This is a genomic window from Companilactobacillus nantensis DSM 16982 (assembly GCF_001435815.1).
GTDB lineage: Bacteria > Bacillota > Bacilli > Lactobacillales > Lactobacillaceae > Companilactobacillus > Companilactobacillus nantensis.
The window spans coordinates 50,251-73,347 of sequence record NZ_AZFV01000007.1 but is presented as its reverse complement, the minus strand read 5'-3'; the positions used below and the strand labels follow the sequence as shown (position 1 = coordinate 73,347).

Annotated in this window: 23 protein-coding genes; 21 read left to right on the top strand and 2 right to left on the bottom strand. The window is 35.7% G+C overall.

Annotated features, from left to right (window positions below; genetic code table 11):
• The first annotated feature begins 265 nt into the window (after positions 1-265).
• The 9 genes from FD31_RS04370 to FD31_RS04330 all read left to right on the top strand — a co-directional run bounded on the left by FD31_RS04370 (position 266) and on the right by FD31_RS04330 (position 6,534).
• Positions 266-1,090 (top strand): MetQ/NlpA family ABC transporter substrate-binding protein, encoded by an 825-nt coding sequence (locus FD31_RS04370; RefSeq protein WP_057891548.1) that lies wholly within the window; start codon positions 266-268, stop codon positions 1,088-1,090.
• Positions 1,091-1,424: 334 nt separating this feature from the next.
• Complete coding sequence (locus FD31_RS04365; RefSeq protein ID WP_057891547.1) at positions 1,425-2,483, top strand: methionine ABC transporter ATP-binding protein; 1,059 nt, start codon at positions 1,425-1,427, stop codon at positions 2,481-2,483.
• 3 nt (positions 2,484-2,486) lie between these two features.
• Entirely contained in the window at positions 2,487-3,176 is a 690-nt protein-coding gene (locus FD31_RS04360) for a methionine ABC transporter permease (RefSeq protein ID WP_057891546.1), read from the top strand.
• Positions 3,177-3,334: 158 nt separating this feature from the next.
• Positions 3,335-4,156 (top strand): MetQ/NlpA family ABC transporter substrate-binding protein, encoded by an 822-nt coding sequence (locus FD31_RS04355; protein ID WP_057891545.1) that lies wholly within the window; start codon positions 3,335-3,337, stop codon positions 4,154-4,156.
• Between the two features lie 203 nt (positions 4,157-4,359).
• Positions 4,360-4,647, top strand: coding sequence for a hypothetical protein (locus tag FD31_RS04350; RefSeq protein ID WP_057891544.1), 288 nt, complete (start codon positions 4,360-4,362; stop codon positions 4,645-4,647).
• A gap of 96 nt (positions 4,648-4,743) precedes the next feature.
• Entirely contained in the window at positions 4,744-5,562 is an 819-nt protein-coding gene (locus FD31_RS04345) for a helix-turn-helix domain-containing protein (RefSeq protein WP_057891543.1), read from the top strand.
• A gap of 75 nt (positions 5,563-5,637) precedes the next feature.
• Positions 5,638-6,057, top strand: coding sequence for an SRPBCC family protein (locus FD31_RS04340; RefSeq protein ID WP_057891542.1), 420 nt, complete (start codon positions 5,638-5,640; stop codon positions 6,055-6,057).
• Positions 6,058-6,138: 81 nt separating this feature from the next.
• Positions 6,139-6,324: a PspC domain-containing protein gene (locus FD31_RS04335; RefSeq protein ID WP_057891541.1), complete on the top strand. Its 186-nt coding sequence runs from the start codon at positions 6,139-6,141 to the stop codon at positions 6,322-6,324.
• 15 nt (positions 6,325-6,339) lie between these two features.
• Complete coding sequence (locus tag FD31_RS04330; RefSeq protein ID WP_057891540.1) at positions 6,340-6,534, top strand: PspC domain-containing protein; 195 nt, start codon at positions 6,340-6,342, stop codon at positions 6,532-6,534.
• A 325-nt stretch (positions 6,535-6,859) separates the two neighbouring features.
• On the opposite strand, the gene FD31_RS04325 is transcribed toward FD31_RS04330, so the two are convergent.
• Positions 6,860-7,651, bottom strand: coding sequence for an HAD family hydrolase (locus FD31_RS04325; protein ID WP_057891539.1), 792 nt, complete (start codon positions 7,649-7,651; stop codon positions 6,860-6,862).
• Between the two features lie 73 nt (positions 7,652-7,724).
• Here FD31_RS04325 and FD31_RS04320 point away from each other — a divergent pair, with 73 nt between their 5' ends.
• From FD31_RS04320 to lpdD, 6 genes are all read left to right on the top strand, one after another.
• Positions 7,725-8,681, top strand: a complete 957-nt coding sequence (locus FD31_RS04320) for a LysR family transcriptional regulator (RefSeq protein ID WP_235805325.1) — start codon at positions 7,725-7,727, stop codon at positions 8,679-8,681.
• Positions 8,638-10,968: a UvrD-helicase domain-containing protein gene (locus tag FD31_RS04315; protein ID WP_057891538.1), complete on the top strand. Its 2,331-nt coding sequence runs from the start codon at positions 8,638-8,640 to the stop codon at positions 10,966-10,968. The genes FD31_RS04320 and FD31_RS04315 overlap by 44 nt, the downstream gene beginning before the upstream one ends.
• A 45-nt stretch (positions 10,969-11,013) precedes the next feature.
• A complete protein-coding gene (locus FD31_RS04310) occupies positions 11,014-11,289 on the top strand; it encodes a LasU family protein (protein WP_057891537.1) in 276 nt (91 codons plus the stop codon).
• Between the two features lie 461 nt (positions 11,290-11,750).
• Positions 11,751-13,223: a UbiD family decarboxylase gene (locus tag FD31_RS04305; protein ID WP_057891536.1), complete on the top strand. Its 1,473-nt coding sequence runs from the start codon at positions 11,751-11,753 to the stop codon at positions 13,221-13,223.
• Between the two features lie 12 nt (positions 13,224-13,235).
• The gene (locus FD31_RS04300) at positions 13,236-13,808 is read left to right on the top strand and encodes a UbiX family flavin prenyltransferase (RefSeq protein WP_057891535.1); all 573 of its coding nucleotides are present in this window, start codon (positions 13,236-13,238) and stop codon (positions 13,806-13,808) included.
• The gene (lpdD, locus tag FD31_RS04295) at positions 13,808-14,215 is read left to right on the top strand and encodes a prenylated flavin chaperone LpdD (RefSeq protein WP_057891534.1); all 408 of its coding nucleotides are present in this window, start codon (positions 13,808-13,810) and stop codon (positions 14,213-14,215) included. Before FD31_RS04300 ends, lpdD begins: the two co-directional genes overlap by 1 nt.
• Positions 14,216-14,246: 31 nt before the next feature.
• Here lpdD and coaBC read toward each other — a convergent pair whose 3' ends face one another.
• Positions 14,247-15,437 (bottom strand): bifunctional phosphopantothenoylcysteine decarboxylase/phosphopantothenate--cysteine ligase CoaBC, encoded by a 1,191-nt coding sequence (gene coaBC / locus FD31_RS04290; protein WP_057891533.1) that lies wholly within the window; start codon positions 15,435-15,437, stop codon positions 14,247-14,249.
• 684 nt (positions 15,438-16,121) lie between these two features.
• On the opposite strand from coaBC, the gene FD31_RS04285 reads away from it, so the two are divergent.
• The 6 genes from FD31_RS04285 (at position 16,122) to FD31_RS04260 (ending at position 22,815) form a co-directional block, all read left to right on the top strand.
• Positions 16,122-16,310, top strand: a complete 189-nt coding sequence (locus FD31_RS04285) for a hypothetical protein (protein ID WP_057891532.1) — start codon at positions 16,122-16,124, stop codon at positions 16,308-16,310.
• 11 nt (positions 16,311-16,321) lie between these two features.
• Positions 16,322-17,029, top strand: coding sequence for a response regulator transcription factor (locus FD31_RS04280; protein WP_057891531.1), 708 nt, complete (start codon positions 16,322-16,324; stop codon positions 17,027-17,029).
• Positions 17,010-18,353 carry a sensor histidine kinase gene (locus FD31_RS04275; protein ID WP_057891530.1) on the top strand — a complete coding sequence of 448 codons (1,344 nt, stop codon included), beginning with the start codon at positions 17,010-17,012 and terminating at the stop codon, positions 18,351-18,353. Before FD31_RS04280 ends, FD31_RS04275 begins: the two co-directional genes overlap by 20 nt.
• 720 nt (positions 18,354-19,073) lie before the next feature.
• On the top strand, positions 19,074-19,730 hold the full coding sequence (locus tag FD31_RS04270) for a VTT domain-containing protein (RefSeq protein ID WP_057891529.1): 657 nt from the start codon (positions 19,074-19,076) through the stop codon (positions 19,728-19,730).
• 2 nt (positions 19,731-19,732) lie between these two features.
• Positions 19,733-22,159: a YfhO family protein gene (locus tag FD31_RS04265; RefSeq protein WP_057891528.1), complete on the top strand. Its 2,427-nt coding sequence runs from the start codon at positions 19,733-19,735 to the stop codon at positions 22,157-22,159.
• On the top strand, positions 22,156-22,815 hold the full coding sequence (locus FD31_RS04260; protein WP_057891527.1) for a phosphatase PAP2 family protein: 660 nt from the start codon (positions 22,156-22,158) through the stop codon (positions 22,813-22,815). Before FD31_RS04265 ends, FD31_RS04260 begins: the two co-directional genes overlap by 4 nt.
• Positions 22,816-23,097 lie beyond the last annotated feature (282 nt).

Sequence of the window (23,097 nt, the reverse complement as noted above, 5' to 3'; positions counted from 1 at the left end):
GAGGGCAACGACTTGAATGAAAATGACCCGTGATTGGTGCGCTGAATCTTCGGATAAAGATGCAATGGTTGGTACCCTTTACAGTACACGCATATAGAAATTTTGTATGTTGTTAAGGGGATAAGTGTAAATTTATTCCGAATTAGAATGGTACCGCGAGGAGTCGCTTCTAAGATTGGACAGAGATGTTCAGTTTTGAAGCGACTTTTTTTGTTTCCATAAATATTTTTTAGTCGATTAGTATTAGGTAAGGTGGGAGAAAGATATGAGTAAAGTTAAGAAATTTGGTAAGGTGATTTTATTAGCCTTCACAGCATTATTTATTTTTGTACTAGCTGGTTGCGGTAATCAAAGTAAGACCCAAACAGTTAAAGTAGGAATCAACCCTTCAGATGCTCCAATTTGGAAAATTGTTCAAAAGAACGTTAAGAGTGAAGGCATTGATTTGAAGATTGTTCAATTCAACGATTACAATCAACCAAATACAGCCTTAGTTCAAGGGGAAGTTGACATTAACGCTTATCAACATACTGACTTCTTGAATGCCTGGAACAAAGCACACAAGAGTGATTTAGTTTCAATTGGTAAGACAGTTATCCAACCAATGGCTTTATATTCACACAAGATCACAAAGCTTAGTGAATTAAAGAACGGTGCTAAGATTGCTATTCCTAACGATGCTTCCAACGAAGCCCGTGCATTACAATTACTAGAATACAATGGTGTTTTAAAGCTTGATGATAGCAAGACATTACCTTCAACAAAAGATATCAAAGAAAACAAGCTTAACTTGAAGTTCACAACATTAGACGCAGCTCAAACAGCTCGTTCACTAGATGACGTTGATGCCGCAGTTGTTAATGGTAACGTTGCTAATGATGCTAAATTGAACCCTAAGAAAGCCGTTGTAACAGAAAAAATCAACAAGAACTCAATTCCTTGGATCAACATCATCGTTGCTCAAAAGAAGAACAAAGATAACAAGACTTACAAGAAAGTTGTTAAAGCTTTCCAAACTAAAGATGTTGAAAAAGAAATCAAGAAAGTTTACGGCGGAAACGAAATTCCTGCTTGGAACGCTAAGCTTTAATTAATAGTAGAAATAGGTTTTGAGAGTTTAGAATTTGGTGTTAGCTTTAGTTAGATAAAGTAAGCTGCAGTATTAATTAGCCGGAGGGAGTGATAGAATTTGCCAGCAGTGGCAGTGGTGTTAGAGCTTTAGCTCTTACAGCACAGGACGTGTTTTGAAATTCGCGTACTTTGCGAAGTTCAAAACCGAGTCTGGAGACCTTGGCTCCAGACGGTCCCACAGCAGGCAAATTTCTATCACTCCCGGAGGCCTACATGACTTTATGATTTGGGGATCGTTTAGTCACACAAACTATCGCGATTCAAAGATTTTAAGTTAAGGGAGTAATTATTAAATGGCAGAACAAAATGGGATAATTCAGCTTAAGAAAATAGATGTTACCTTTCAAAATGAAGGGAAAACAATTGAAGCCGTTAAAGATGTTTCAATTGACGTTAAGAAAGGCGACGTTTTCGGGGTGATTGGCTACTCCGGTGCTGGTAAGAGTACTTTGGTTCGTGTAATCAATTTATTACAAAAGCCAACAGCTGGGACAGTTATCGTGAATGGTCAAAACATGCTCGAATTAAGTCAAAAAGATTTGCGTACAGCTCGTCGTAATATTGGAATGATTTTCCAACACTTTAATTTAATGAATTCCTTGACCGTCTATGGAAATGTTGATTTTCCATTACGTGATTCAGGTTTAAGTAAGGCTGAACGTAAGCAGAAAATCGACAAGCTCTTGGACATTGTAGGCTTGTCAGATCGTGCTAATAACTATCCATCACAATTATCCGGTGGTCAAAAACAACGTGTGGCAATTGCGCGTGCACTTGCAAATGATCCTGAAATTCTGATTTCTGATGAGGCTACAAGTGCTTTGGATCCAAAGACTACCACTGAAATCTTGGATCTACTTGGTCGTTTGAACAAAGAATTAGGTATTACCATCGTGATTATCACTCACGAAATGGATGCCATTAAACAAATTTGTAATCGCGTTTCCGTCATGGAAAATGGTCGTTTAATTGAAGAGGGCGACTTGCTTTCAATCTTTGGTAATCCAAAGGAACAATTGACGAAGGACTTTGTTAATACATCAACACACATCGGTTCTGTCCTTGATGAAATTCGTGATAGTGGAATCGTTGATAAGCTTTCCGGTCGTCTGATTGAATTGAATTATATCGGTGATTCAACTAATGAACCAATTGTTGTTGAACTATATAAACGTTTCCAAGTTGAAGCAAATATTCTTTTCAGTAATATTGAAAGACTCCAAAATACCACAGTTGGAATTATGCTATTCGCTTTAACAGGTGATGATGACAAAGTTGAAGAAGCAATTAAATATTTAAATAGTTTAAAAGTTAATGTTAAAGAAATTGATTTAAAGAAAGAGGGCAAATAATTCATGACAGGATTAGTAAATAAGTTTTTACCCAACGTTGTTGCTAACTGGGAAGGCGATAATGGTTTCGTTACCGCTATCTGGCAAACACTTTATATGACTTTTGTCAGTGCCTTATTTGCCGGTATTATTGGTATCATCTTAGGAATTCTCTTAGTCGTTACAGCAAAAGACGGCATTACACCACATAAGAATTTCTACTATTGGTTGGATAAGTTAGTCAACCTATTCAGATCAATTCCGTTCATCATTTTGCTAGCGGTTATCGGACCGTTCACTAAGTTGATTGTCGGCCAAACAATTGGACCTACTGGTGCTTTGGTACCGTTAGTTATCGGAACAGCTCCATTCTTTGCACGACAAGTTCAATTGGCATTAGTTGAAGTTGACCCTGGTGTAATTGAAGCCGCTGAAGCAATCGGATTGTCACCAATGAAAATTATCTTCCGTGTTTACCTACGCGAAGGATTACCTGAATTGATTCGTTCCGGAACTTTGACAATCATTAGTTTGATTGGATTAACTGCCATGGCTGGTGCCGTTGGTGGTGGTGGTCTTGGTAACATGGCCATTTCCGTTGGTTATCAACGTTTCGAAAATGATGTGACAATTGTTTCCATGTTATTCATTTTAGTATTGGTTTTCGTTATTCAAGGACTGGGAGATCTCGCAGTTCGTAAGCTAGAACATTAATTTAATTGCAACTACCACAATAGCAATTGAATTAATTGGTATTTTGAAAAGTAAGTATGAGAAAGTTTGCTTTTAAATACCGCGTCATAAAAAGACGCTTCTATTTGGCAAACATTGTCCGATAGAAGCGTCTTTTTAATTTTGAGGAGGAAAAAATTATGAAGCGTCGAATTAAGGGGATATTATTATTATTCGTTACCACACTTAGTTTATTTATTTTAGCAGGCTGCGGTAATAGCAGTTCTGGCAAGACAGTTAAAGTTGGTATTTCTGGAGCCAACAATCCGGAGTTGGAAAAAGTTGCCCAGATTGTTAAAAAAGAGGGTATCAATATTAAAATTGTTGAATTTTCTGACTATAACCAACCAAATACCGCATTGGCTGCTGGGGAAATTGATATGAATGATTTCCAAACTTATACTTTCCAAAGTGATTGGAACAAGAAACATAAGACTAATATCGTAGCATTAGGAACAACTGTAATTGCTCCAATGTCACTCTTTTCTAAGAAAATCACTAACATCAGTCAATTGAAAAAGGGTGATAAAGTTGTTGTACCTAATGATGTGACTAATGAGGGTCGAGCATTACAATTGTTAGAAAGTGCTGGCTTGATCAAGTTGAATAACGCAAAGATTCCAAGTTTACGTGATATTACTGAGAATACACGTGGTATCAAAATTTCATCTTTGGACGCTGGACAAACAGCTAAATCATTAGACGATGTCACGGCTGCATGTGTTAACAGTGGAGTTGCCAGTGACGCTAAGTTGAACCCTAAGAATGCTATTTATCGGGAAAAGATTACTGCCAAATCAAAGCCTTATGTCAACATTTTGTCAGCTAATGCCAAGGATAAAGACAATCCAACTTTTAAGAAAATTGTAAAAGCTTACCATACTAAAGAAGTTGCTGATCTAATCAATAAGAAATTTAGCGGTTATGAAACTCCAGCTTGGACTCAAAAAGAGTTGCAATAATATATATTGTTCTAAATAATCTTTTTAACATTAATTCTAATGTTTTATTATATTTCAGAAATTCACAAAAATTAAATTTATAAAAGAACTAGTTCGCACAGCCAGTCCAGCTTTTCTCAGTTCAGAAGACGACATATTTAACTGACACTACATAGAGTGATAATATTAATCATGCGTTAAATATATAATTAAGGAGTGGACGCATGGAGGCTTTGGAATATAACTTTCCAGATGGTACGTACACATTTATCACGATGACGAGGTCCGTTTACAAAATAATTATTAAAGATTCAAAAGTCTTTTTAAATCGGCATCGGGATGAATTACGAGGTCGGCAGCTTAGAATGGATACTGAAAATATTGAGGTTTTGAATCAATTCAGAATCGAAGTTGGTCAACCAGCAATTTTAGCTTTACAACCACTTGATTCAGAAGCCGCTTTTACCACTCGAATTACTAGTCCAGTTGTAAAAATATCACAAGAAGATTAATAAGGAATTGCGAAAGCAGTTCCTTTTTTGTGTATTTATTGCTAATTTACTTTAGAATTGAAGTAAGTTATTAAATGTAGAATTCAGGGATTGTATATGAAAAACTTAGGGACTGTCTTAAAAGAATTACGTAAAGAAAAAGGACTGACACAAAAAGAACTTGCTGAAGGTGTTTGTGCCCAATCAATGTTGTCAGCAATTGAGAATGATGTTTATATTCCCAACGCTAATTTGTTGATCAACTTGGCGAAAAAACTCAATGTCGATTTAAATGAAATCAGTTTGGCAACTAATTACAACATTAGTAATCACGAGGATTTCAACCAAACGGTGGATAAGCTGTGCAATCAACATCAATATAAGGAATTGTTGGCTTTTTTACAGCAAGATGATGTAGTTGATCAACTGGAAACAGCTCAACAAATGCAAGCCTATTACTACTATTTAGGCGTTTCCCAGTTACAAACGGGTGCGCTCGATGAAGGATTGGCTTCATTTAAGCTGTCATTAGCAGAAGTTAATCACTTGCAACTGAATACAATTTCACGACTAGGCTATTTGGCGATGGGATGTATTGACGCCCTGCAAAATAATAAAACGGGTGCGGTTGATAATGTTGACTTAGCTTTTCGGAATTGGAATGAGTTTGCTTATGATGAGAATCAAAATATCATCTATTACTTGGCTGCATTAATTTATTTCAAGTTGAATGATTATCAAAATTCAACGGCTTATTTGGTTGATGGCATCAGTTTTATTGCTAAGCATGATTCACATTACATGTTGGCTAACTGCTATTTTCTAATGGCACGTTTGGCTCAAGAAGCCCATGATGACGATAAACGTTTGGAAGCTCATCAACGAAAAGATTTGTTTTCTGAGTTATACGGTGAGAAAATTTTTACAGATTTCTAAAATATCAGAATACTGATTTTTAAATAGACGTAATTTTTCATATGATTGCCTTATCAAATCAAGGGAGTAACAATCATGAAAAAACTATTTAGAAATGAAATTTTAATTAAAGCTGATAAAAAAGATGTTCAACAGTTCTTACTAACCGCTCCAAATTGGTTGAAATGGAATTGGGCAATTGGCAAAATTGAAACCGTTAATGAAAATACTTACGCTATTCATAGAGATGTTGATGCCTTAAATAAGGATGAAATCGTTGAAATCAAAGCTGTGGATAATAAAATTATTTGTCAAAGTACCACTGGTCGGATGGAGTATCAGTTAGTTTTCGAATTAACCGATCAAGCTGGTCTGACGAAAGTTACTGAGACACTTTATCCAACAAATAATTTACAATTGCCATTAACTTTATTAGCACCAATTGCCAAACATGCTTTTAATCAAAACCTTCAAGTGTTGAAAGAATTTTTAGAAGCACAAGTGACAAAATTGTAAGTTGGTTGTAAGTGAATTCAATGTACTATTTATTTAGAATCATTTATTATGTAATTAAAGATAAAGAGGGGGAAGTAGCTTATGCATATTTCAATTAGACGTTCTAGAAGTAATTACGTTTTCGCCGGTGTTATCGGTGGACTAGCTGAACATTTTCAATGGAATCCAACTATCGCCAGAGTTTTGTGGGTCGTCTTGAGTTTGACACCATTTCCAGGTATCATAGGCTACTTGGTACTCTGGATGTTAATGGAAAATCCTGAATAATAGAGGTTAATGACAATGCATATTCCTGTGAAGAGATCAAAAGACAATCAGATTTTAGGTGGAGTTATCGCCGGTTTCTGCGAACAATATGATTGGAATCCAGCTATTGGTCGGATTCTTTATGTAGCCATATCGTTGACACCAATGTTTCCGGGAATCATCGTTTACTTGATTCTATTATTATTGATGGAAAAACCTGATGAAAATTAAAAAATAAAGGGAGTTAGCAATCGTAAGTGATTGTTAACTCCTTTTTTGTGTTTGAATTGTGCCGCCTTCGAGAGCAAGAAATTTTGGCTGCTGTGGGGACCGACGAAAGCCAAGGTCTTTCGTCTCGATTTTGAACTTCGCAAAGTACGCGAATTTCAAAACTCGTCCCGTGGTGTAAGAGCTAAAGCTCTAACGCCACCTCCACTGCTGCCAAAATTTTTGCTCTTGAAGGCTAATGTATTTGTTGTTTTTTGATATATATATACTTTAGGCGAGTCCTCTAGCAAATAATGAACATTAATTATTCTTAATAGTAATTCAATAATTACAATTGAAAAAATTCTCCGATTGTATTCAAAACACCATCATGATTGTTATCATCTTTAGTAATTCGGTCGGCTGCTTTTAAAATTTGTGGTTTGGCATTCTTCATGGCGAAGCTTAGACCAGATTCCTGAAGCATTTCGAGATCATTAGTGTTGTCTCCGAAAGACATGACATTGTCTAAAGAAATATTTAGTTTTTCACAAAGGTGTTGTAGGCCAAGGCTTTTATTGACGTTGGCACTCATAATGTCGATACTGCCGAAGCCACTGACTGCTGCGTAGATTTTAGACCCGTATTTGTCATTTAGTAATTGAACACCTGCATCCAAGTCCTCATGCTCAAGCTGGATATTTAGTTTGAAAATTTCGTCGTCCACTTTAGTAAGATCATCGACACAAACGAGATTATTGATGTGGTAGAGTGGTTGATTTTCGGCTGTATTGGAGTAGCTAGCTTTTTTTCCTGATAGTGAAAGTGCTTTGAGATCTAAATCACGATTGAATGTCTGAATCATGTCATTTACTAACTCAGTTGGTAGTGTTTTTTCATAAAGTGTTTCGTTATCGTTGTAGATTTGTGAACCATTTTCCGCTATAAAAACGTCAATGTCTGGACTAGCTTGGAAAATTTTCTCTAAATGATCACGATTATTACCACTGGCCACAGCAAATTTAATTCCCTTTTGGCGTAATTTATTTAAATAATTATTTAAGCGCTTTACATCATAATTGTGTTCGTTATCAAACAGCGTCCCGTCAATATCGGTCGCTATTAATTTAATGTCAGTCAAAATATTTCCTCCTCTAATTAACATAAGTTAACCATACGGTTTCGGATTTAAATTATCAACCGGAGTTTAGAAAATGCTACAATTAATTCCAATGTGGAATAATTTAATCGGGGGTGAGATCTTGGACATTCAGAAGTTTCAAGTTTTGATCGATTTAGCGAAAACACTCAATTATACTGAAACGGCGGAGAATCTTTTTACTACCCAAGGAAATATTTCTAAGCAAATTTTAGCATTAGAAAAAGGTTTAGGGGTGACATTATTTAAACGTGCCCATCGCAAAATTGAATTAACGGCTGCTGGTAAATTAGTCTTACCTTATGCTCAAAAAATTTTAAAAGATTATACTGAAATGACTGTTGATTTGGCTGATTTTAAAGCTGCTGAAAATTTAACGCTTGAAATACATACCATACCAACGATGCCAAGTTATCAAAGTTTTGGCTTAATTAGTCAATTCTTACAGGATCATCCCGAAGTTCAAATTAAACTGAAGGAAGAGGAAAGTTATAATTTGCTGACGTCTTTGAAAGCAGGGAAATGTGAAATAGTTTTTGCGCGGACGTTTGGTTTTGATGATTCTGACTTGGAGCGTATCATCATGGAAGATGATAAATTTGTTGCTGTCTTGCCGTATAGTCATCCATTGGCTAAACAAAAACAATTGGATTTAAGTAATTTACGTACTGAAAACTTTCTAATTTTAGGTCCATCAACGAATCTTTATGAACCAGTGTTAAAACTTTGTCAGCAAGCTAATTTTCAACCAAAGATAACTTATCAAGGTACACGTGTGGACTTGATCATGCAAATGGTTCAAAATAATATGGGCGTGTCGGTAATGACAGCTAAAACAGCCAAACAGTTTGATAATCAAACAGTTGCTATTGTGCCATTGACGGCGAATATCGCAAATAAACTCTGTTTTATTAGAGTTAAGGGACAACATTCCCAAGCTAATAAGCTCTTTTGGGAATATATCCAAAATGAAAGTAATGGGGGACAAAACGATTCAAGAATTATCAACTAATGAAATAATTGATCTGATGGAATCAGGTCTAAATATGAAGTTCTCCGATGAACAAATAAGAATTTTAAATAATGATTTTACCAAACCGTTGCTAGTCAATGCATGTGCTGGTTCGGGTAAAACAACCATCTTTATTTTAATGGCGTTAATTGCTGTAGCGAAAGGTGATGCTGCTCCAGATGAAATTTTAGGAATTACTTTCTCACATAAATCGCGAGTTGATATGGGAGAGCGGTTCAATAAATTTGTCACCGATTTAGCTGATACGGGTTTGGAGTTTCCAATTGGACGTCCTAACTTCACAACTTTTCATGCCTTGTTTTATCAACTTTTACGACAAAATCCCGAATATCGTGATGCCCAGGTTTTAACGAGTTATCGAATGTTCATGCGCGATTTATCTGATCAAATCAAACATCCAAGTAACGTTATAACGAAAGCTGAAATGCTTGAGGAAATGTTTGATTTAAATGAATATATGATTAATCAGGGCTTAACAACTGATGGAATTTTGCCAACTGTAACTGAAAATGAACCGTTATCGCAATCAATTAAAGTTATGTCCGAATATTCACGTCAAAATCATGATGATGAATTTTATGAAGATTATGTTGATGTCATTGATAAGTATCAGGAATTGAAGCGTCGTAACGGTTATATTGATTTTAATGATATGAAGATGTTGCTGTTAGATAGTATGAATAATCCCGATTATTTGCAGTATTATCAAAATATCATGTCCCGTTATAAGATTGCGGTGATTGATGAGTTCCAAGATATCGACAATTTACAGTGGCAAATCATATCTAAATTACTCAGTCCTGAAACGATGCAGCATTTGATTGTCATTGGTGATGATGATCAAAGTATTTATTCGTTTAGAGGTAGTAATCCACAGTATATTTTAAATTACAAACGACTCTTGCCAGATGCTCAAAAATTAAATTTATCAACCAATTATCGGACAGGTGAGAAAATTTTGAAACGGGTAATTCCGTTAATTAAACATAATCATGTTCGTCTAGATAAGGATTTGTTATCTGGTCGTCCCGATGTTGGTAAGTTTGTCCTATATAGTAGTAAGAAATCAGGCTTTAGCCAAACTTCCAAGATGTTAAAGCGCCTAGTTAAGCAAATCAATGATCCGGAAATCAACAATAACAATATTGCAATTTTGGTTCGTTATAATTCTTCGAGAATGCTATTGGCTGATTGGTTAGCTAATCAAGAAATTTATTCAAATATCAACAATGCCGGTGCGATTCTTCAAAATAATTTAATTTATCTGATTATAACTGAATTGATGAAGGCTCTGTGGCAAGATAAATATAAGTACTTTGCCAATCAAGCGAACCGCATTGGTTTTCGAGCATACAAGGACCACACGACCAAAGTTGAAGCACGTGCCAATGATGAATTTCATAAGTTGAGCAAATATTTGTTGGCAGCTGAAGCGTATAACGCCGAGACAAATACACCTCATAAACGGACAGATGAACGTGTGCAAGTTTATTTCAACAGTGTTAAACGTTTTAAAGCACGTATGAATGATACTGATGACGAGGAAAAGAAACAAAAATTAGCGAAGAGTTTGATAAAGGATTTATACAAAGCTGCAACTAAATTGACTGATCGATACTTTGATTTTATGGAAGAGAAAAATTTCATGTCGAAGGTCGAAGTCAACGATATTAAGCAGTATCTCGAAGATGAGATTGAAACCTATTCGGATGTTGATGCTTTCTTTTTAGATGAAGAACATAAGAAAGATATTCTGTCGAGTCGGATGGAACAAGATAAACAAGAACATCGAATTCAATTTTTATCATTGCATCAGGCGAAAGGTTTGGAATTTAAGTATGTTTATTTGTATGGCTTAACAAATAAGGAAGTTGAAAGTGCCGGGGTGGCCTTGAATAATTGGTTCCCACCAGAAATGTCATTTGACCAATTTGTTAAAGAATGGAAATTGGTTTACAACAAGAGTTATGAATTTTTGGAACGTGCGTTGCAATCGGCTCATATTGATAACTACAAAGATATTACGAATAATAATGGTTTTAATCCGATTAATTTAGATAAAACTTTGGATAAGAAAAAAGAATTTTCAATGTTTCATATTTTCTATAAAGAAGTGGAAAATTACTCAGCTTTTATTGAAGAAGAACGTCGTCTATTGTATGTTGGCGTTACACGTGCTCAACAGGAACTATGTTTGCGAATTGCTCCTGATTCTAATCCATTGTTATTTGAATTAAAACTACCTAAGAAGAAGCCAAAAAAATAGTTATTAGCGTATGATAGTTGTATATACCAAAGATGGGGGAAAGTAATGAAAATTCGTCGTATTATTGAGGTCATTCCAACATTTGTTTTGATAGCACTTTATATTTATAGTATGTCAATAAGATTGTCAGGTGGTGTTTGGAAGACACCGTTTGTGCTTAGTATTACTGGTTTGAGTTTTTACATTCCAATCATTTCGTTTATTGAAGCAATGGTTAATTCATCGCGTAATTTGAAATATAAGAAGCAGAATAGATTGTTTTATGGTTATATGATTGCTGTTTGGGTTATTTCTTTGGTTGCAGCTGTTTTTTCTATGTAATGAAATATGCCGTCTCCAGGAACAAGAAATTTAGGTCGCTATGGGGACCGGTTCGAGCCAAAAAGCGGTCTCGAGCCTCGATTTTGAACCTCGCACAAACCGCGAGTTTCAAAACTCGTCCCGTGGTGTAATGGCTAAAGCCATAACGCCACCTTAATAGCGACCTAAATTCTTGTTCCTTCCGGCTAGTTTATTCTTTATTCCGAATTGTTAAAGTAACAAGATTTATAAATTATTTCACGATTCTGGGGACGGTAAACTAGCGTCACGCGTATATATGGTTTTTGTAATAAATTATTAGTCGTTAATACACACAATCATAAATAAATGTCAGTTGAAAATACAAAAATTATCAAATATAAAAGCATTCCATTATGGAATGCTTTTTGTTTTATCTTGAATTGTTCTGAACCCACCTCTAGTCCTATACTTATCACTGTTAAGAAAACGGAGGTAGTCGTATGTCAGAAGAATTGTATGATTTGCGAAAAGTTATTGATGAGTTAAAACAAGAGCCTGGTGAATACCATGAAACTGATGTTGAGGTTGATCCTAATGCTGAATTGTCTGGTGTTTACCGTTATATCGGTGCTGGTGGTACGGTTGAACGTCCGACTGCAGTTGGTCCTTCAATGATGTTTAACAACATTAAGGGTTTTCCCGGTGATCGAATTTATATTGGTTCAATGGCTAGTCGTAAACGTGTTGGTAAAATTTTGCATCACGATTATCAGACGCTCGGTCGTTTTTTGAAGAATTCGGTTGATAATCCAGTTGCTCCAGTAGTTGTTTCGGAAAAAGATGCTCCAGTTCAAGAAGTTATCCACAAGGCGACAGATGCAGATTTTGATATTCGCAAGATTTTGCCTGCTGCCACGAATACTGAATATGATGCTGGTCCTTATATTACGGTTGGTTTGGTTTTGGGTTCCAATCCTGATAAATCAATGAGTGATGTAACGATTCACCGGATGGTCCTAGAGGATAAAGATACTTTAGGGATGTATATTATGCCTGGTGGTCGTCATATTGGTCACTTCCAAAAGGAGTTTGAAAAGTTGAACAAACCAATGCCCATTACGATTAATATTGGTTTGGATCCAGCTATTACCATAGGTGCTACTTTTGAACCACCTACAACCCCACTTGGTTACGATGAGTTGAATGTTGCTGGAGCTTTGCGTCAACAAGCTGTTCAATTAGTTGCTGCTAAAACTGTCGATGAAAAAGCTATTGCTCGTTCAGAATATGTGATTGAGGCTGAAATTATGCCTAATCAAACGATGCAAGAAGATATAAATACTAATACTGGCAAAGCAATGCCTGAATTTCCTGGTTATGATGGGGACGCCAATCCAGCTGTGAATGTGGTTAAAGTTAAGGCAATCACGCACCGTAAGAATCCTATTTTCCAAACAATGATTGGACCTAGTGAAGAACATGTTTCTATGGCTGGTATTCCAACAGAAGCTTCGATTTTGGAATTAGTTGATAAAGCTATTCCTGGTAAGGTTACTAACGTTTACAATTCTCCAGCTGGTGGTGGTAAATTGATGACTATCATGCAAATTCACAAGGATGACGAGGCTGATGAAGGTCTCCAAAGACAGGCTGCCATTTTAGCATTGTCAGCATTTAAGGAATTGAAGACAGTTATTTTGGTTGACGACGATGTCGATATTTTCGATATGAACGATGTTATGTGGACTTTGAATACACGTTTCCAAGGTGATAAAGATATTATGGTTCTTCCAGGGATGCGTAACCATCCACTTGATCCTTCAGAACGTCCCGAATATGATCCTAAGTCGATTCGTTTCCGTGGTATGAGTTCCAAAACAATTCTCGATGGAACAGTTCCATTCGATATGAAAGATCAATTTGAGCGTGCCAAGTTTAAAGAAGTTAAAGATTGGCAAAAATATTTAGATTAAGGAAGTGTTAATATGTCACGGACGAGAAAAATTGTTATCGGTGTAACAGGTGCTTCAGGAACAATTTATGCGATTGATTTGATGAAAAAATTAAAGGCAATTGCAAATGTTGAAACGCATGTTGTTTTCAGTGCTTGGGCTAAGAAAAATTTACAGCTAGAAACTGATTTGTCATTAGCTACAATCAAAGATTTGGCTGATTATTTTTATAGTGATAGTGACCTTGGAGCAACGATTGCCAGTGGGTCATTTTTAACTGATGGCATGATTATTGTACCTGCTAGTATGAAAACAGTTGCTAGTATTGCTGTTGGTATTGGTGACAATTTGATTTCTCGAGCCGCTGACGTGACACTTAAAGAACAACGTAAATTAATAATTGTCCCACGTGAGACACCATTGAGCACGATTCATTTGGAAAATATGACTAAGTTGTCGAAAATGGGTGTCCAAATGATTCCGCCAATTCCTGCCTTCTACAATCAACCCAAAACGATTCAAGATTTAGTCGATCACCAAACAATGAAAGAACTAGATGCCTTGGGCATTGAAAATGAAATTAGCGGTCGTTGGGAGGGAATTTAATGAAATTCACTGTTACACAAGAAAATTACACAATGATAGCTGACGTGGAAGCCATCGGCAAAGATTTGTTAATTAAAATAACTGGTGGTGACACTCCACATATTGGAACCGTAACGACTTTGACAAAGATGACAGATTTAGAAACGATTCGTTATCCTAGTCATGATGGGCGGTTACATAAAGATGATGTTTTAGCCGTTCGAGTTGGCAAAATTATTCAAGCTGATTTACCAGGTAGTTGTACGATTACGGCTGGTGTGCATGTTAATCACATCTCAAAGAAACAGATCATGGTTTCAGCAATGATGTCGAAGAATCTTGGTGAACAAATCAAGGATTGGTTGAAACATATTGATTTTGATATACCTGAACCAATTTATTACAGCAACAATGAAAATCCACAATAAAAAAACATTCCCGATGAAGGAATGTTTTTTGCTATCTAGTCAAATAAAAATCCCAGAACTTCTTAGCAACATCAATTTTTGACATTAATGGCCAAGTCTCTGGCTGTTGATTCTTTTGTAATAAAGTAACGCGATTCGTATCAACATTAAAACCAGCGCCACTTTGAGCAACGTTATTAGCTAAAATGACGTCGGCATTTTTACTAGCTAATTTTTTTTCAGCATTGGTTAATAAATTTTGCGTTTCAGCTGCAAAACCAACGACAAATTGTTTGTCTTTTGTGGCAGCAACGGTTTTGAGAATGTCGGGATTCTTAGTTAATTTGATGGTGAAGATATCTTCGTCATCATTTTTTTTGATTTTTTGATCAGCTACATTAATTGGTTTAAAGTCAGCGACGGCAGCAGCCATAACTAAAACATCAGTTTCAGGGAAAGTATCTTGCAAATGTTTCATCAATTCTTCAGCGGTTTGGACTTGAATAATATTGATGCCACCAAGATCAGTGTCAACAGTGGTTAATAAAGTAACGTCAGCACCCAAATCACGAGCAACTTTAGCCATGGCAAGTCCCATTTTTCCAGAAGAACGATTGCCGATGAATCTAACTGGATCAATTGCTTCTTTAGTGCCGCCAGCAGTGACAATAACTTTTTTACCCGTAAGAGGGCGTGGTTGGAAGGTTTTCTCAATGGCACCCATAATAACAGGTAATTCAGGCAAACGACCTTTACCAGTCATTCCCTCAGCCAAAAAGCCAGTTGCTGGTTCAACTATTTTGATATCCATTTTTTTCAAAGTTTGTAAGTTGTTTTGGACAGCTGAATTATTGTACATATCAGTATTCATTGCTGGAAAAACTAATTTCGGTGCAGTTGTAGCCAACAAACTAGTTGAAACAATATCATCTGATAAACCATTAGCCATTTTTCCAATAATATTAGCAGTTGCGGGAACGACAATTGCAAGGTCAGTCCACAGAGATAACTTAATGTGCGGAATAAAGTCGTCTGAACTAGTTTGTGGTGTAAAGTTATCAGTAATTACTGGACGTTGGCTGAGTGTAGCAAATGTTAATGGGGTAACAAATCTTTGAGCAGCATCCGTCATAACAACTTGGACTTGAGCTTCCTGTTTAATTAGTTCACGAACAATGTTCAGCGATTTGTAGACGGCAATACCGCCAGTAACGTAAATGGCAATGTGTTTATCTTTAAGCATTTTTTCACCTCAAAAAATTTTGTTTAAGTTGTAGTTAAGCGCTTACTTGAATACTGGTATACGTATGGTGCTCATTAAATATGCCGTCTCCAGAATCGAGAAATAGTTACTGGCTATGCGGACCGGCCTGAGCCAAGGTCTCAGACCTCGATTTGAAGCCTCGCAAGCGAGTCTCCAAACACGCCCGGTGCTGTAAGCACGGGGAAACCACCCGTACTAACACCACTTTCATAGCCAGTAACTATTCTCGATTCTTCCGACTGAAGTCTTTTATAAATCTTATTTTTTTGAAATTGTATGAGATATATTAAGATATGGTCAATATGTATTTTTTAAACCGGTATTTTCATTGCTTAAGCTTGTACTAGAACTACAACTAAATAATCATCTTATTATAATTATATGATACTATACGCATGATAGTAGTTAATTTTTAAACTTGAGAATTTATTTTTATTAAAACAACAGATAAACTAGCCGGAAGGAACAAGAATTTAGGTCGCAGTGAAGGTGGCGTTATGGCTTTAGCCATTACACCACGGGACGAGTTTTGAAACTCGCGATTTATGCGAGGTTCAAAATCGAGATTCGAGACCGCTCTTTGGCTCGAATCGGTCCCCACAGCGACCTAAATTTCTTGTTCCTGGAGGCGGACTATTACTATTCATTTATTAGGAGGGTTCCATGAATATTTTTACAGCAGATATAATTCTCTACTTATTACTAATTTCAGTTTTTAATAATCCCGTGTTAAATGTCATGCAAGCCATTGGTTGGAATTTTTTAGGTAGCGAAATGGTTATTGGCTTGGTTTTATTAGGTATAACCATATTGATTCATAAATTCGTTTTTCGGAAAATTTGGAAAAAATAATTGGTGATGTAATGAAAAAAACAATTTTATTGGTTGAAGATGAGGAGAGTTTAGTGGCTTATTTACAACCAGAATTAGAGTTTGAAGACTATCAGGTTTTAACAGCGACTGATGGTGAAATGGGTTGGAAGATGTATCAAGAACATGAAGATCAGCTTGATTTAGTGATTCTTGATTGGATGATTGCAAAGTTAGACGGGCTAGAAGTTTTGCGTCGGATTCGTAAACAGTCTGGCAAGCCAGTTATCATGTTGACGGCCAGAGATTACGTTGGTGATAAAGTGGCTGGACTTGATAGCGGTGCTGATGATTACATAACGAAGCCGTTTGAAATTGAGGAATTATTGGCACGGATTCGAGTCGTTTTGCGGCATCAACAAAAGAACTCGACTGAACCAACGATTTATAAGGTTAAGAATCTCATACTTGATACCAAAGCGCGACAGGTGAAACGTGATAATAAAGTTGTTCAGTTGACGCAACGAGAATATGAGTTATTGTTAATTCTTTTGAAAAATATCAATGAAACGTTGACTCGTGATGAATTGTTAAATGATGTTTGGGGTGTTGATTTTGAAGGACAGCCTAATATTGTGGACGTTTATATCCGCTATTTGCGTCATAAAATTGATAGTGATGACCAAAATTCAATCATTAAAACAGTTCGTGGCATTGGTTACACATTGAGGGATGACGATTATGAAACTGGTGAAAAATAATTCAAGTGCCGCCCAAATGACATGGACTTATACGCTGATATTGGCATTAGTTACCGTAATTATGGGACTATCATTAGTTATTGGTGTTGGTTATTCCTTAGCTGCTTCAACAGTTGATGATGCGAATGGCTTAATGGATAGTTTACAACGTTCATTTATAGATGATCGTCCTGATTGGGAACAGTGGCGACGCAACAGCAATATCAATACTAAGGATACTCATGTCCGGGTATCGTTTACTGAACAAGGCAAAAAACACGTTTATTATTCTCCAGGAACCAATAAGTTTTTGGCTAAAAAAGTTAAACATTTACCATTTGATCAAAATATTGAAATTCGAAATCTCTGGCGTCCATATTACTATACAGCACAGACGACTAAGGGGATTCGTTATGAAATCTGGGTCAGCTTTCACAGTGTGACACATATTTTTCATTTAATTTTTGATATTTTGTTAGTGGTTATGTTGATTAGTTTTTTGATTGGTTTATGGCTAGTGATTACTTTAGCTAAGAAACTTAATCGGCCACTCCAAAATTTAACTTCCTCCACACACCAAATAAATCAATCTGGACAGCTGTCTTATGATACCCAGTTGCCAATACCCGATAAACCACAAGAAGTTAAAGATTTGACCAATGAATTTAATCAACTTTTACGGCAACTGAATCAGCAAGCTATTCGTGACCGACAATTTGTTTCCGATGCATCACATGAATTGCGTACACCAATCACCGCGATTCGTGGACATGTGCAATTTATTCAACGACATGGACAAGATCATCCCGAAATAGTTGAACGTTCAGTAGGATTTATCGATAGTGAATCAAAACGAATGCAAAAGTTAGTTGAAAGTTTACTACGTTTATCACGAATGGATAATTTAAAAGTTAAACGTGAAAAAGTTGAAGTTAGACAATTAACTGAGATGATTTTAGAAACTTATCAAGAAAGTATTCCACAAAAGTTAGTGATAATAGGAGCGTCCAAATTATATTTAGTAGTTAATCGAGATAATTTGGAACAAATTTTAGTGGCATTGTTGAATAACGCTAGTAAATATTCTGATAAATCAACAACTATTACAGTCAACTTAACTGAACATGCCATTGAAGTAATCGACCAAGGTCAAGGGGTTCCTGATGAAGATAAAACAGAAATCTTTGAACGATTTTATCGAGTTGATAAGGCGCGTACCCAAAAAATTCCCGGAACAGGACTTGGATTGGCAATCGTGAAAAAATTAGCCGATCTCAATCAAATTAAAATACAAGTGGTTGATAATAAACCACAAGGCAGTAAGTTTATTTTGATTTTTAAATGAGAGATTTGTTGAAGTATGCAGTCACAGGATGAAAACTAAAAAAGTCGCTGTGAGGACCGGCTCGAGCCGAAGAGCGGTCTCGACCCTCGATTTTGAGCTTCGCAAAAAACGCGAATCTCAAAATAAGTCCAGTGGGTAAGTGATAAGTCGCTAACACCACTACCACTGCTGACTTTTTAGTTTTCATCCCGTGGCTAAGGTATTCGTTGTTTTTGGTATGATGTGACTTTTAATTTATATTAATAATATTTGGTTCCATATCGTAATTAATATTTGTAACATATATTATTATCTGAAAAACTTTAATAAGATAGAATGGAATTTCAAAGAGGTTAGATAAAATTTATTATAAATTTATCTAGCCTCTTATTTTTAACTTTTCTACTTTGATAGTTTGTTTAAGGTCATACAACCAACTCACAAACAAACTAGTCGGAAGAGCGGAACCATATTAACTGGCAGTGAAAGTGGCGTTAGAGCTTTAGCTCTTACACCACCGGGCGTGTTTGGAGACTTGCGTGCAAGGCTTCAAACCGAGAATCGAGACCTTGGCTCGAATCGGTCCGCACAGCCAGTTAATATGGTTCCGCTCTGGAGACGGCAAACATAAAAAAATCAATTCTGAAAAATTCTCAGAATTATTTCATTTTTTATACGTTTAACCTTCATGGCTAACTGATTAAACTAACGTTAATCAATTAATCATGGAGGTCTTTTTTTATGATAACTGCAATCGTAACTTTTCTATTTCACTTAGATACAGTTCTACCACAACTAATGAGCCAATCAGGTCTGATGGTTTATGGTTTGATTTTCTTAATGATCTTCATTGAGACAGGAATTGTTGTCTTACCATTTTTGCCAGGAGATTCATTGTTGTTTCTCTGTGGCTCCTTGGCTGCTATTTCGAATAGCTCCTTAAATCCCTTACTTTTGATTGTCTTATTAGGTTTAGCAGCATCTTTAGGGGATAGTTTGAATTTTGAGATTGGCAAACGTTTTGGTGAACACATTAGTCAGAGTCCGCGCTGGCAAAAAATTGTAAAGCCTAAGCATTTACAACAGGCACATGAATTCTTTGACCGTCATGGGAATTCAGCCATGTTCTTAGGCCGTTTTATGCCAATTATTCGAACACTCGTACCATTTACAGCTGGCGGTAGTGAAATGAAGTACAAGAACTTTTTGATTTATAACATTATCGGTGGTTTCTCATGGGTTTTGTTGTGTATCGGCGCAGGTTTCTTTTTCGGAAATATCGCAGTAGTTAAAAATCATTTTTCATTAATTATGGTGATGATTGTCGTTATTTCGTTACTACCAATTATGATTATCACTTTGAGAAATTACTTAAGTAATAGAGGAGGATTGGATTAGGGATGGATTCAAAAAAAATAAAAAAATATTCATATTATCCCATCGCGTTCTTGATTCCATTTTTGATTGTTATTTTAGTTTTTATTAATCTACGATTGACTCCATTTGGAAATGCCAATCTTTTGATAAGTGATACTGGTACACAGTATTTATCATTTTTGACGTATTTACGTAATACGTTAATTAGTGGTAAATTCTCATTTTATTCATTCAGCTTGTCACTGGGAGATAATATTTTTCCGTTAATGGCATATTACTTATTGAGCCCATTTAACTTAATATTGTTTCTTTTTCCAGCCAATCAAATTACAACTGCAATTGACATAATTATTTTGTTAAAAATTTCAACAATCGGTTTGACAATGAGTTACTTTTTAAAGAACGTTTATCAATTGAAATATAGTAACTTATTATTCTCAACTATCTTTGCTATGTCGGGTTTTGTAGCCTTATATTTCTATGATTTGATGTGGTTGGATGCTTTGATTTTATTGCCTCTAGTAACTTTAGGTATTAGAAGAATTTTTTATCAAGGCTCCAGTAAGTTGTATGTTGTCAGCTTATTAATGACAATCGTAGCTAATTATTATTTGGGATACATGACTTGTTTATTCTCAGTATGCTACTTTCTTTATCTATGCTACTTAGAAAAAAAGTTTCCTAAGAAAACAGTCAGCAAGTATATTGTAGCGTCAGTTTTAGGTGGATTAATGAGTGCCATCATCTTAATTCCAACTTTACTGGGTATGATGCAAACAAGTAAACAACAGTTGAAATTGGCTAGCTTTTTACCAACACCAACATTTGGTTTATCGGCATTCAGTCAATTAGGTGTTGTCGGCAGTGACTATACACAGCGTGTTTCACACAACCCTAGTTTTTATATGAGTTGCGTTGTAGCAATTTTAGTACTACTTTTCTTTTTCAATCGAAATATTGCTCGTCGTCAAAAAACTAGTGCAGGTCTTTTATTACTGACATTATTCTTAAGCTTATTTATCCGTACATTTAATACTATTTGGCACATGTTCCAGCAGCCAGAAGGTTTTCCCTTTCGAAATGTCTATTTCTTTACCTTCCTCACTATTATCCTGGCCTATGAAGCTTTTCAAAATAAAAATACTAATAAAAATATTTTTCTGGCAACGATTTTAATTATGGCAATGGTCACAATTGGTTATTTCTTTGCGATAAAGAATTCCCAACTGGTTAATGTCAAATATTTACCAATTAGTTTAGGTTTTATCGTCGCCAGTGGTTTGTTGTTAGCTGTTTATCAACGTTCAAATTATTACAAAGCATTCATAGTATTGTTAACTTGTTTGGAACTAGCTATCAATTTTAACTTTAGTCTCACAGGTGCTAGTTTCGGAGATCAAGGTCCATACGAAAAAAATTATCGAATTGAAAATAAATGGTTCAAAAAAATTCAAGCTTCTGACAGTAGTTTTTATCGAGTTGACAATGAAAAATCTTTAATCAATGGTGCTTTTGATATTAAATACAATAATTACAATGATGCACTTTTATTTAATAGCCGTGGTGTCAGTCTATATAGTTCAACGCTTAATGATCAAACACGACAAATGTTGAATAAACTCGGTTACTTTAGCAAAAATAGTCGTCGTATCGGTTCATTAGGTGGCACTCAATTAACGGATGCATTGCTGGCAGTTAAGTATCGATTAAGAATGTCAAAAAATGATTATGACTTATTCACAAATAAAGTACTTACATTGGGGACTGTCGCTGACCGTTCGATTTTAAAAGTAACTTTAGGTAGTAGTGCTTTTCAAAATCAAGAACGTATTTGGAAATCGTTAACAGACAAGTGGGAAGATTACTTTTTGGCACCAAAGGTTCAAAGTAGCGGATCAAAAACATTAGTCGTTAAACCACAAGCAACGGGCAGGCTATATTTATTAAAACCCAAAGGACTGACCAGTCTGAAAGTTGATAATAAAAAAATAGATGTTAGCTCTGTCAGTACTGGTGATGTGATTGATTTAGGAAAGCAGCAACAAAATCAATCCGTTACGATCAATAGTTCCAAAAAGATACCAATCAAAAAATTGGCAACATTAAATGAACAGACTTTTGCACAATCAGTCAATAAGTTGAATCAGCAGAAATTGAATGTCTATAAATCAACCTCAGATAATATGTTGGGAACAGTAACCATCGCTAAAAAGAATCAAGGTCTGTTCTTGAGTATTCCGTTTGATAAAGGTTGGCACGCGACTGTCGATGGTAAGGAAGTTCCCTTACAACAAGTCGCAGGAAATCTCAGTTATTTGAAATTAGACAAAGGATTTCACCAGATTGAGCTGCAGTATAAAGTTCCAGGGCTACAACTAGGAGCAATTGTCAGTTTTATTTCATTAATTATCTATGTGGCAATAATTATAAGAAAGAAGTTTTTATCATGATGTTTAAAACAAATAAAAATCGTTCCATTTTAACAGTGGTCTACTTGGTATTATTTTTATCGTTAGAAGTTTTGGTTACGACTAAAAATGCATTCATAGCAAATTTTGATACGCAAATCCAAAACAGTATCACACCAATGGTTAATGCGATGAGAACTTCAATTATGGTCGTTGTATCTTTTATCGGTAGTCCAGTGGTATCACTTTTGTTAGCCATGTTCATCGCCATTTTATTTTATTCCAAAAAACGCAAAGTCGATGGTATTTGGACAGCATTAACCTTTCTTGGTGGGGATGCATTAGCATTTATCGTTAAAGAGGTCGTTCATCGAGCTCGTCCAACGGACAAAGTTGTTCCAGATTCGGGATACAGCTTCCCAAGTGGACACATTTTTGGTTTAACGTTACTAGTTTTAATCATAATTTACCTAGTCTTACCATATGTTCAAAATCAAGAATCACGATTTGTTTTTGGCTTGTTAGCAGTCATTTGGTTACTCGTTGTTTCATTTGCTAGGTTGTATTTACGAGGACACTTTGCCAGCGATATTTTAGGAAGCATGTTATTAGCAGGTACTTGGTGGAAGTGTTGTGAAATGTTGTATATCAGATATTATCAAAAAGTAACGAGTTATTTAAAAATAAAATTAAATTAAATGCCGCCTCCAGGAACAAGAAATTTAGGTCGCTATGGGGACCGATTTGAGCCAAAGAGCGGTCTCAAAACTCGTCCGGTGGTGTAAGCTTAAAGCACTAACGCCACCTACACAGCGACCTAAATTCTTGTTTCCTCCGGCTAGTGTATCGTTATTTTGAATGTTTCATTTTCTGAATTGTCGGAGAGCCAAGATTTAAAGACTATTTTTAAGAATGATTTTCTTTAGTATGGACAATTAAATATTTTAATAAATTAACTGCTTTTTCTAGTCGCATGAACT

Excerpts from the sequence above, each read along its gene's own strand:
- FD31_RS04315 (WP_057891538.1), top strand. The coding sequence starts at position 8,638 with ATGAAAGTAATGGGGGACAAAACGATTCAAGAATTATCAACTAATGAA.
- coaBC (WP_057891533.1), bottom strand. The coding sequence starts at position 15,437 with ATGCTTAAAGATAAACACATTGCCATTTACGTTACTGGCGGTATTGCC.
- FD31_RS04265 (WP_057891528.1), top strand. The coding sequence starts at position 19,733 with ATGGATTCAAAAAAAATAAAAAAATATTCATATTATCCCATCGCGTTC.
- FD31_RS04275 (WP_057891530.1), top strand. The coding sequence starts at position 17,010 with ATGAAACTGGTGAAAAATAATTCAAGTGCCGCCCAAATGACATGGACT.
- FD31_RS04300 (WP_057891535.1), top strand. The coding sequence starts at position 13,236 with ATGTCACGGACGAGAAAAATTGTTATCGGTGTAACAGGTGCTTCAGGA.
- FD31_RS04305 (WP_057891536.1), top strand. The coding sequence starts at position 11,751 with ATGTCAGAAGAATTGTATGATTTGCGAAAAGTTATTGATGAGTTAAAA.
- FD31_RS04335 (WP_057891541.1), top strand. The coding sequence starts at position 6,139 with ATGCATATTTCAATTAGACGTTCTAGAAGTAATTACGTTTTCGCCGGT.
- FD31_RS04285 (WP_057891532.1), top strand. The coding sequence starts at position 16,122 with ATGAATATTTTTACAGCAGATATAATTCTCTACTTATTACTAATTTCA.
- FD31_RS04355 (WP_057891545.1), top strand. The coding sequence starts at position 3,335 with ATGAAGCGTCGAATTAAGGGGATATTATTATTATTCGTTACCACACTT.
- FD31_RS04365 (WP_057891547.1), top strand. The coding sequence starts at position 1,425 with ATGGCAGAACAAAATGGGATAATTCAGCTTAAGAAAATAGATGTTACC.
- FD31_RS04320 (WP_235805325.1), top strand. The coding sequence starts at position 7,725 with ATGCTACAATTAATTCCAATGTGGAATAATTTAATCGGGGGTGAGATC.
- FD31_RS04345 (WP_057891543.1), top strand. The coding sequence starts at position 4,744 with ATGAAAAACTTAGGGACTGTCTTAAAAGAATTACGTAAAGAAAAAGGA.
- FD31_RS04370 (WP_057891548.1), top strand. The coding sequence starts at position 266 with ATGAGTAAAGTTAAGAAATTTGGTAAGGTGATTTTATTAGCCTTCACA.
- FD31_RS04330 (WP_057891540.1), top strand. The coding sequence starts at position 6,340 with ATGCATATTCCTGTGAAGAGATCAAAAGACAATCAGATTTTAGGTGGA.
- FD31_RS04350 (WP_057891544.1), top strand. The coding sequence starts at position 4,360 with ATGGAGGCTTTGGAATATAACTTTCCAGATGGTACGTACACATTTATC.
- FD31_RS04280 (WP_057891531.1), top strand. The coding sequence starts at position 16,322 with ATGAAAAAAACAATTTTATTGGTTGAAGATGAGGAGAGTTTAGTGGCT.
- lpdD (WP_057891534.1), top strand. The coding sequence starts at position 13,808 with ATGAAATTCACTGTTACACAAGAAAATTACACAATGATAGCTGACGTG.
- FD31_RS04270 (WP_057891529.1), top strand. The coding sequence starts at position 19,074 with ATGATAACTGCAATCGTAACTTTTCTATTTCACTTAGATACAGTTCTA.
- FD31_RS04260 (WP_057891527.1), top strand. The coding sequence starts at position 22,156 with ATGATGTTTAAAACAAATAAAAATCGTTCCATTTTAACAGTGGTCTAC.
- FD31_RS04310 (WP_057891537.1), top strand. The coding sequence starts at position 11,014 with ATGAAAATTCGTCGTATTATTGAGGTCATTCCAACATTTGTTTTGATA.
- FD31_RS04360 (WP_057891546.1), top strand. The coding sequence starts at position 2,487 with ATGACAGGATTAGTAAATAAGTTTTTACCCAACGTTGTTGCTAACTGG.
- FD31_RS04340 (WP_057891542.1), top strand. The coding sequence starts at position 5,638 with ATGAAAAAACTATTTAGAAATGAAATTTTAATTAAAGCTGATAAAAAA.